The organism is Pseudoalteromonas sp. P1-9, from assembly GCF_001399975.1.
Classification (GTDB): Bacteria; Pseudomonadota; Gammaproteobacteria; order Enterobacterales; family Alteromonadaceae; genus Pseudoalteromonas.
In genome coordinates this window covers 22233-30630 of the sequence record NZ_LKBD01000048.1, presented here as the reverse complement: position 1 = coordinate 30630, position 8398 = coordinate 22233, and the positions used below count along the sequence as shown (strand labels likewise).

Sequence of the window (8398 nt, the reverse complement as noted above, 5' to 3'; positions counted from 1 at the left end):
TCTCCCAAAGTCACTTTTTGTGGGGAATATGAGAAGTTAGCGGTTGGTTTCGAAATGACTTCATAGCTTGCCGTTGTTTCAACTTGGTAACCCAATTCATTTTCGCAAGTATAGGTATCGGTAAATTGGCCAGCTTGTTTTGGTTCAAATACATATGGGGTACTGGTACTAATGCTATTACCCCATTTATTGATGCATTTTACTGCATTCGTTGTAACCTTATTTAACGTTACGCTCTCTCCCAAAGTCACTCTTTGTGGGGAATATGAGAAATTAGCAGTTGGTTTAGCGATGACTTCATAACTTATAGAATCACTGGCTGTATCACCTTGAACGTTTTCACAAGTGTAGGTATCGGTAACTTTGCCAAGCCGTGTAGGCTCAAACGGAAATGCGCCACTGGTGCCGATATTTGTTCCCCACTTGTTTGTGCATCTAGCCGCATTAGCTGAAACTTTATTTAACGTAATGCTCTCACCCAAGGTAACTTTTTGTGGGGAATAGGAGAAGTTCATTGTTGGTTTTGGCGCGGCGACCTCATATTCAGGATAAGCACTTGCCAAATCTCCATATTTGCTCTCACATGTGAATTTTTCTTTAAATTTACCTAGCTGTTTAGCCGCAAACTTATAAGAACCTGCCGTTCCGATTGTATTACCATGTTTATTAAGACACTTGACTGTATTTTGGCTTGACCAGTTTAAGGTAACGTATTGGCCTGAGACTACTTTGCTAGGTGAATATTTGAAACTTAATTTAGGTATTGGCCTGGGTACAACCTCATAACTCGGTGTTGCTGAAGCTTCCTCGCCAGTATCGCTTGTGCAAGTAAACTTATTAGAAAAAGAGCCTACACGATTTGGTGTAAACTTATATCTTCCTGCTGTTCCAATAATATTGCCATATTTGTTTTTACAAGTAACCGTATTGTTAGAAGACCAAACTAATGTTGATTCTTCTCCAAGAACGACTTTTTTTGGTTGATAACTAAAATTTAATGACGGCACTGCTGCGTTAGCGGTGGTAGCTAACAAAAACAACAGACTTGTATAAATTTTCAATTTTATGTCCTTTTTTTAAATTGATTTGACGTCACAAAAGGTACTACTTCTTGTTTAAAAGAGACCTGTATGTGAAATTAAAATTAAAGGTTGTGTTGAGTTTTATATTTTGTTTTCTGGAAAAGAAGCAGAATGATTAGAGGTTTTAAAACCAATTTGGCAAATCGATTTAAATTGGCTAGAGGAAACATTACTAATTAAATGCATCTAAAATCCCTATTAGACTCATATGTTTGGATTAAAGGAATACTATACTGTTTCAGAAAATGAATTGAAACTGTATTTTTTAAGCGTACCCAGTTGGCTTGCTATAAAGGTCAAATATTAGTGCCCTATAGGTGATTAGCAATTTAGCTAACCTTGACAGTTATTCTAGGACATCACTCCAAAACAATCGGCGAATAACCTATACCATCGGGGCCTTTGCCTGTGGGTAGTTCAAATAAGGTTTTACCGCTTGGAATATCTATCGCGAGTATTTTGTTTTTGCTGTAAGCCGATAAAAACACAGTGCGATCGTTAGGGTGAAAGGCAACGCCTTTTGGCCCGATATTACTGAATGTGATTTGGTGTAGCTGCGTTTTATTGACAGCATCGGAAATCGTTAAGGTGTTGTTTTTGTAATCGGGAATAACAGCGTATTTTTCATCCTTTGTGAGTAAAATACGGTAAGGGAATTTAAAGCCTCGCCATTGCTTAATTATATTGTCGGTTGTTAGGTCAAAAACAGTAACTAAGCCATCTTTATTGCTGCCGATCCAAAGCTCACTGCCCGATTCATTAATTTCATTGTAATAAATAGCTCTGCTGATTTTCATATTGAATATCTTTTACAATGCTGGAGTTTGTGTACCTGTTGGGTTCCAACGCTAAAATATTTTCTTTCGTTTTCTCTTTTTCACACTTTTACAAACGGCTTACGTTACTTTACATTGTGTCACCCATACTTGTGATTGAGTGAATCAAGAGCAGGTAAATACCATGAGATTTTTAAACCTTTTAAGTGTGACCTCTGCGACAGCATTATTGTGTGGCTGCGGCAGTAGTGACAGTCAACAAACAACTGTTAGTAACGAAGAACAACAGACTATTCTTACACCGATAATTAGTCCCTCTATTACTCAGCCAACACAAAATACGTACGCTATGTTTAATGTGAGTAGCGATCAAACCGAACAATTTGAGTGTCAGCTCAATGATGGCAGTATTACTGAATGTACTAGCCCAATAAATTATTTTGGCCTAGAAAGTGGCACGCAAACCTTAAAAGTGTGGGCGGTGGTGGATGGCCGCCTGAGTGATGCTAGCGAATTTCAATGGACGATTGACAGTGTGTTTAATGCAGCAAATCCTCACACGGATTTAGTGAAAACTAATGTTGCACCAAGTGCCGTTGGAGATGCGAGTTGGCGCGGTATTTTTCGTATAAATTGTGACTTTTCTCATGCCAGTTACAACGACCCAATTGTGTATCCAAACCAAGAAAACGCTGCGCATTTACATCGATTTTATGGCAATACCTTGGTAGATCATCAAACTACTACAGAGTCTCTTTACAGCTCTGGCGACTCGACTTGCCAAGGAAATCATTTAAATCGTTCCGCATATTGGGTGCCCACGTTACTGGCGCCTCAATACGATGCGCAGACAGGAGAGCCCATTTTAGACGAACAAGGTGATACACAATGGCAAGTGGTACCAGCCGTGGTTGGCAATGATGATGAAGCACATGAGGTGTTTTATTATTCAGCAGGCATCGACAAGCTTGATGATATAAAACCTATACCTGCAGGCTTAAAAATAATTGCAGGGGATCATATGGGGCAGCCTGGACAAGCACAATCAACTAGCATTGTTCGTTGGCATTGCCAGTCATGGGAATCAAATGACGCTACAAATCCACGTTTTAGTAGTTCAATTCCCGAGTGTGTTGCGCCTGATAGAGTCCGGATGGATGTTTTCTTTCCCAGCTGTTGGAACGGTACGGACCTTGATAGTTCAGATCACAAAAGTCATATGGCTTATCCAATTAATCAAGGCGGCCCGAACGGCACTGTTTGTCCAAGTTCACACCCTGTACCAGTTGTTCGCGTAAGTTATCACTATGCATTTGGTGTAAAACCTGACGTGTATCACCCACAAAGCAAAGCCAGTCAAGGTTGGCGTTTGGCCTCAGATATGTATACGGTAGATAGTTCCGCGCAAGGTGGGATGTCGCTGCATGCAGATTGGTTTAATGGCTGGCACCCAGAAATAATGCAAACCTTGCTTGATAATTGTATTAAGGGGGCGCTCGATTGTCACGATGGTAATCTTGCAAACGGTTTTCGGCTTACAGGAACACGTGAGGGGAGTCAAAATGAGCCGGAAATTATCAACGGTGGTAGAGGCGATTAAGCAGGTGAGTAACTAGATTGAAAAGTACATTAACCCAGTAGAGTTTGGTTAAACTACTGGGTTTAAATGATGATGTTTAACCGCAAGTAAACACTAAATGAAGTTGGTATGGATCACCCAAAGCATCGCCAGCAACATCGCCGCCAATACTAAGAGCAGCGCCCGCATCATCTACATGGCTTCGGCCAAAAATCCACATAGCAGTACCTGCAGCTTCAATGGCATCAGCGATATTGCGCTTAGTTAAATAATCTTGTTCACTCATATTGCCAATGTAATCAACTTTTTCAGAAACCACATAAGGCTTCGACTTTGATTCTTTACAGTACGATTTTGCTTGCTTAAATGCCTGTTTTGAAACTTCTGTTTTGGTTTCGCCATACAAGTCAATGTAATGGTTGCCGTCACTGCTTGGGCGTACGTTTTGGTGGTGAGCACATGCGGTTAGTAATAGCGCTGCTGCTAGGGTTGTAGTTTTGGTTAAAAACGTCATGTTGAGCCTATAAATAAAGTAACTATAGGTGTAATTATTACGGATGATTATTGCGAAAAATGTAAGTAAGTGTTGGGTATTTGTTGGCAAGTTAAAACACTTTTTAACCGCAATAAAAATATTTAAAAAAAGTAATGTAAACACTTGTGCTTTACATATTTTTCGCTAGTATTTCGGTGAATTAATTGACTCATTTTTAATCAAGAGGACAGCGATGAGTAAAACTAAAAAAATGCATCACGATCATGGCCGTGGTGAGATAAAAGACAACGCAATTAAAGCGTTAGTCACAAGCGTGTTATTTAAAAGCAAAGTTGAAAAGGCGAAAAAAGGTAAGGGTAGCTACCAGCGCAACAACAAGCATAAAGGGCGAGAGTCTTACCTTAAAGCAGCCTAAGCTTTAAGATAAGGCTTTTGTCTTTAGTTACGTAAAATTTATACAGTAAATACTTAATAGGCGGTAACGCCGCTTAAACGTCATCCCGTTAGCGCAGATTAGCTAATTCTATCAATGCCTTACAATTTTCTTGGCTTGAGGTTTGGTTAAATAGCATCGATATGTTTATCTTATTGGTGCTATTTTAGAAATAACTGCCAGCTCATTGCTCAAACCTAACATTAGTTTTTTACTTTGTTAAAACTTGTCTGAAATTGTACTTGCAATACTACACTTGCTCACAAAGCTAAACGCTATCTTACAAGGCAGAATGCTAAGCTTTCCGAAAATTTTTACTCAGATTTACGGATTACTATATGAAGCGTTTTATCCCTTCTGTCATTGCCGCAGCAATTATTTTATCGGGCTGTGGTGGCTCTTCTTCATCAAATTCAGTTGATAACACCACTTTGGAAGTACATGCGATTAAGCCCGCAGATGTAGCGAGCTACATTGAAAATTATACCCAGTCAGCAGCGCAGCTAAATGTACAAATCGATGGCCATAACTCAGCTATCGAAATGCTCGACTTTGATATGGATGAAGGGGTTATTTACATTCGCTATGATCTTGGCGTGATTGTGTTGGGATTTGATTTTGAAGGTGAAAAACCAAAGCAAGAAGTTGCAGTGATCAGCAATCAAAACACCGAGCAAGCCTTGCTTGGCGAGAATTTACAGCTAAGCGAACAAAACGATAACTTCGTTATAGAAGGCCAGCTTGTTGACAACACATCGGGTAATTTACATACGTTTAATATGACGTTCAACGAAAGCTTAATCTCAGGTGGTAACAGTCAACTTGTGGTAAAGGATACTGCTGCGGAGCTATCGGGTACATTAGGCAGCAAAACCTATGTTCAGTTTCGTGATTTAGCGCTTGATCACCCAAGTGTAAATCGCATTATCTTTAAAAGTGTTGATGGTTCTGTGAATGATGATATCAATATGCACACAGGCAGACTAATTCATCAAGCACAATACACAACGGTAATGCCAGCCGATGGCGAAGCGTATTCTGGCGGCGTTGACTTATATGCCGCAGGCATCAAAAAAGAGTATCAAGTAGGGGGCAAATTGGGTGTACATGCCTGGTGTTGCGAAGGTGATAAAGATGCTGGCCAACTTAGCAAGTCACATAGTGCACATGGTGCTCAATTGACTTATTTCCGCGAAATATTAGGGCAGGAACTGGGCCCTGAATTTTACTTTTTTACTATTAACGCAGCACCTGCTGACGATATTTATTTGATGACGCAAGCTGAAATAAACAAATACTTTTTTTAATTTTTAGCGGTTAGCCATGTTTTTTGGTGAAACCGCAATGCGCTAAAGTGTTAAGTATTTGCTTTCATGCTTAACACTTTACTATTGCTGTACACTACACCTACACCTTCCTTTTGTTATCGCGCCTTTCTAATTAAATTGCTTATATTTCAGATTTTTATCGTTAAAATTTGAATACTTCTTTGCCGTGCAAACGATAAGACATAAATCTTTAAAATTAAATCTAAATAGAAATTATTCTTGATATCATTAATTTTATCTGTATTATGCACGTCGCCCTTTCTCAATAATGCTTAAATAATCATCAAGAGATGTAACTAATGATCAATTTAATCAAACCAAGCGTAATCACGCTGGCTGTAGCGGCGCAATTGCCAGCTGTAGCAGATGACAAAATCCCAGAAAAAAACATAGAGCACATCGTAGTTACTGCGACTGGTTTTGAACAAAAAGTAGTTGAAGCACCAGCAAGTATTTCAATCATTACTAACGAAGATATTAAAGCGCATTCTTTCACGTCGATTCTTGATGCTGTGCAATATTTAGAAGGTATTGATATTGGCACAACCCGTGATAAAACAGGTCAGGGCAGCGTAAGCATGCGTGGTCTTACTGGTGAATACACGTTGCTATTAATTGATGGCAAACGTCAAAACAACCACGGCGATATTTACCCAAATAATTTTGGTGGTAACGCGTTTAACCACGTGCCGCCGGTTGATGCGATTGAGCGTGTTGAAGTGATCCGTGGTCCTGCATCAACGCTGTATGGTGCAGATGCACTTGGTGGTGTAATCAATATCATCACTAAAAAACACACCGAGAATTGGAGCGGTGCGGTGTCATTTAGCCGCTCAATTCAACAAGACGATGATTTTGGCGACGACATTACAACCGATTTTAATATTATCGGCCCATTAATCAAAAATGTACTTACGCTTGGCGTACGTGGCAGCGTTTACGAACAAACTGCATCTTCACCGACCTTTGAGCCTGCAACAGATCCAAATGGTGAAGTGCATGTACGTTCATTAGGGTTTGGTAGCGGCGGCCGCACTGTAGATAACACCAATGAGCAGTTTGGTTTTACGCTAAACTACACGCCGTTTGATGATCATCACATTAGCTTTGATTACGATAATTCAAGCCAAGTGTACGACAACACCCCAAGCTACAATATTGAGTCAGGCAAAATTACCTATCCGCTTGGTACCAAAGATAATATTGAATCAATTTGGCAAACACGCCGCGGCAAAGTTAACCCGCGTGCAGGTTATGCGGCGGATCAAAAATTTGATCGCCAATGGTGGTCACTTGGTTACGATGGTGACTTAGAGTGGGCATCGGTTAAAGCCTCAGTTTCATACGTTGATACGCAAAATAACGGTCGTACGTTGCCACTTAGTGTTGCTGAGCGTTTAAAACTTCAAGAAATGTACGATGGTACCGGCGATTATGCAGGTATGGACGAACAGGCACGTAAAGATTTAGCAGAAGAGACTTTCCTACCGCGTCCTAAACGTCCACTAGAAAGTAGCCAGTTTACCTACGATTTGCGCTTTGATATTCCAATCAGTGGTGCACTTGGCGATCATAACTTTGTGGTTGGTGCGCAGCTAATTGACGGTGAGTTAAAAGACGGCGTTTTCGGTCTAGAAAGCAACGAAGCGGGTAAAGTACAAGAACAAAACATGTACTCGGTTTTTGCTGAAGATAACTGGATGATTTTAGACGACTTCACCTTAACCGGTGGTGCGCGTTACGATAATCATGACGTTTTTGGCAGCCAAGTTTCACCACGTTTATACGGTGTGTATAACCTAAGCTCAACATGGACACTAAAAGGTGGTGTTAGCACGGGTTATAAAACGCCACAAACTACCGATTTATACGATGGTATTACGGGTTTTGGTGGCCAAGGTACAAGCCCATTTGCGGGTAACCCTGAACTTGAACCAGAAACCAGCGTAAACTCTGAAATTGCCGTTTACTGGAATTCAGAAGACGCGGCACACAACTTTAACGTTACCTACTACAACACTAAGTTTGAAGACAAGATTGCCCGCGGTGATACTATTTTAAGCTGTGAGCAAACTAACAATGTGCGCCCATGTGTTAACTTAGGTCAGTACGATAAACTGGGTTATCAAAGCTACAGCCAAAAAATCAATATTGATGAAGTTGATTTGCAAGGTGTTGAAATTGCAGGCCAATACACGCTTTCAAACACGATTTCGTTAACCGGTAACTACACGTGGACCGACAGCGAACAGCAAAGTGGCCCAGAACAAGGTCAACCGCTAACGAATACAGCTGAGCACATGGCTAACCTTACACTAAACTGGGAAGTAACTGATTTTATGGTTGTTTACCTACAAGGCGTATACCGTTCAGATCGCTACCGTGGTTGGGATAATGTTCATGATAAAGCGTTACATTACAAAAACTACAACCTATTTAACTTAGGTGCGCAGTTTTACGTAAACGAGTACGTGCAAATTAACGCACGCGTTAACAACTTACTGGATGAAGACTTTACATCGTATAGCACTAGCTACACAGACCTAAATGGTGACGGTGAGTACGAGTACTTAACGGGTCGCGGTGTGGTGAGTGAAGTAACATTTACCGATGATTACAATGTAAAAGATAAAGGCCGTAACTTCTGGATTGGTGTTACTGCGTTCTTCTAAACATTAGATATAGCGAGATTAGTCAATATGAC

The 8398-nt window shown here is 40.4% G+C and carries 7 protein-coding genes; 4 read left to right on the top strand and 3 right to left on the bottom strand.

Features of this window, described 5'->3' with window-relative positions; genetic code table 11:
• Together AN214_RS19850 and AN214_RS19845 are read right to left on the bottom strand one after the other, a co-directional pair.
• On the bottom strand, nucleotides 1-1061 hold a 1061-nt coding region (locus AN214_RS19850; RefSeq protein ID WP_152960814.1), incomplete at its 3' end, for a hypothetical protein.
• A gap of 380 nt (nucleotides 1062-1441) precedes the next feature.
• Entirely contained in the window at nucleotides 1442-1879 is a 438-nt protein-coding gene (locus AN214_RS19845) for a YncE family protein (protein ID WP_054981299.1), read from the bottom strand.
• Nucleotides 1880-2042: 163 nt separating this feature from the next.
• On the opposite strand from AN214_RS19845, the gene AN214_RS19840 reads away from it, so the two are divergent.
• Entirely contained in the window at nucleotides 2043-3458 is a 1416-nt protein-coding gene (locus AN214_RS19840; RefSeq protein ID WP_054981298.1) for a DUF1996 domain-containing protein, read from the top strand.
• A gap of 76 nt (nucleotides 3459-3534) precedes the next feature.
• Here AN214_RS19840 and AN214_RS19835 read toward each other — a convergent pair whose 3' ends face one another.
• Nucleotides 3535-3951, bottom strand: a complete 417-nt coding sequence (locus tag AN214_RS19835) for a hypothetical protein (RefSeq protein WP_054981301.1) — start codon at nucleotides 3949-3951, stop codon at nucleotides 3535-3537.
• A gap of 214 nt (nucleotides 3952-4165) precedes the next feature.
• Here AN214_RS19835 and AN214_RS19830 point away from each other — a divergent pair, with 214 nt between their 5' ends.
• The 3 genes from AN214_RS19830 (at nucleotide 4166) to AN214_RS19820 (ending at nucleotide 8366) form a co-directional block, all read left to right on the top strand.
• Nucleotides 4166-4348 (top strand): alternative ribosome-rescue factor A, encoded by a 183-nt coding sequence (locus tag AN214_RS19830; RefSeq protein ID WP_010558625.1) that lies wholly within the window; start codon nucleotides 4166-4168, stop codon nucleotides 4346-4348.
• Between the two features lie 356 nt (nucleotides 4349-4704).
• The gene (locus AN214_RS19825; protein WP_054981297.1) at nucleotides 4705-5673 is read left to right on the top strand and encodes a hypothetical protein; all 969 of its coding nucleotides are present in this window, start codon (nucleotides 4705-4707) and stop codon (nucleotides 5671-5673) included.
• 320 nt (nucleotides 5674-5993) lie between these two features.
• On the top strand, nucleotides 5994-8366 hold the full coding sequence (locus AN214_RS19820) for a TonB-dependent receptor domain-containing protein (RefSeq protein ID WP_054981296.1): 2373 nt from the start codon (nucleotides 5994-5996) through the stop codon (nucleotides 8364-8366).
• Nucleotides 8367-8398 lie beyond the last annotated feature (32 nt).

Bases quoted from the DNA above. Each gene is read 5' to 3' on its own strand.
- AN214_RS19840 (WP_054981298.1), top strand. From the start codon at position 2,043: ATGAGATTTTTAAACCTTTTAAGTGTGACCTCTGCGACAGCATTATTG.
- AN214_RS19835 (WP_054981301.1), bottom strand. From the start codon at position 3,951: ATGACGTTTTTAACCAAAACTACAACCCTAGCAGCAGCGCTATTACTA.
- AN214_RS19830 (WP_010558625.1), top strand. From the start codon at position 4,166: ATGAGTAAAACTAAAAAAATGCATCACGATCATGGCCGTGGTGAGATA.
- AN214_RS19845 (WP_054981299.1), bottom strand. From the start codon at position 1,879: ATGAAAATCAGCAGAGCTATTTATTACAATGAAATTAATGAATCGGGC.
- AN214_RS19825 (WP_054981297.1), top strand. From the start codon at position 4,705: ATGAAGCGTTTTATCCCTTCTGTCATTGCCGCAGCAATTATTTTATCG.
- AN214_RS19820 (WP_054981296.1), top strand. From the start codon at position 5,994: ATGATCAATTTAATCAAACCAAGCGTAATCACGCTGGCTGTAGCGGCG.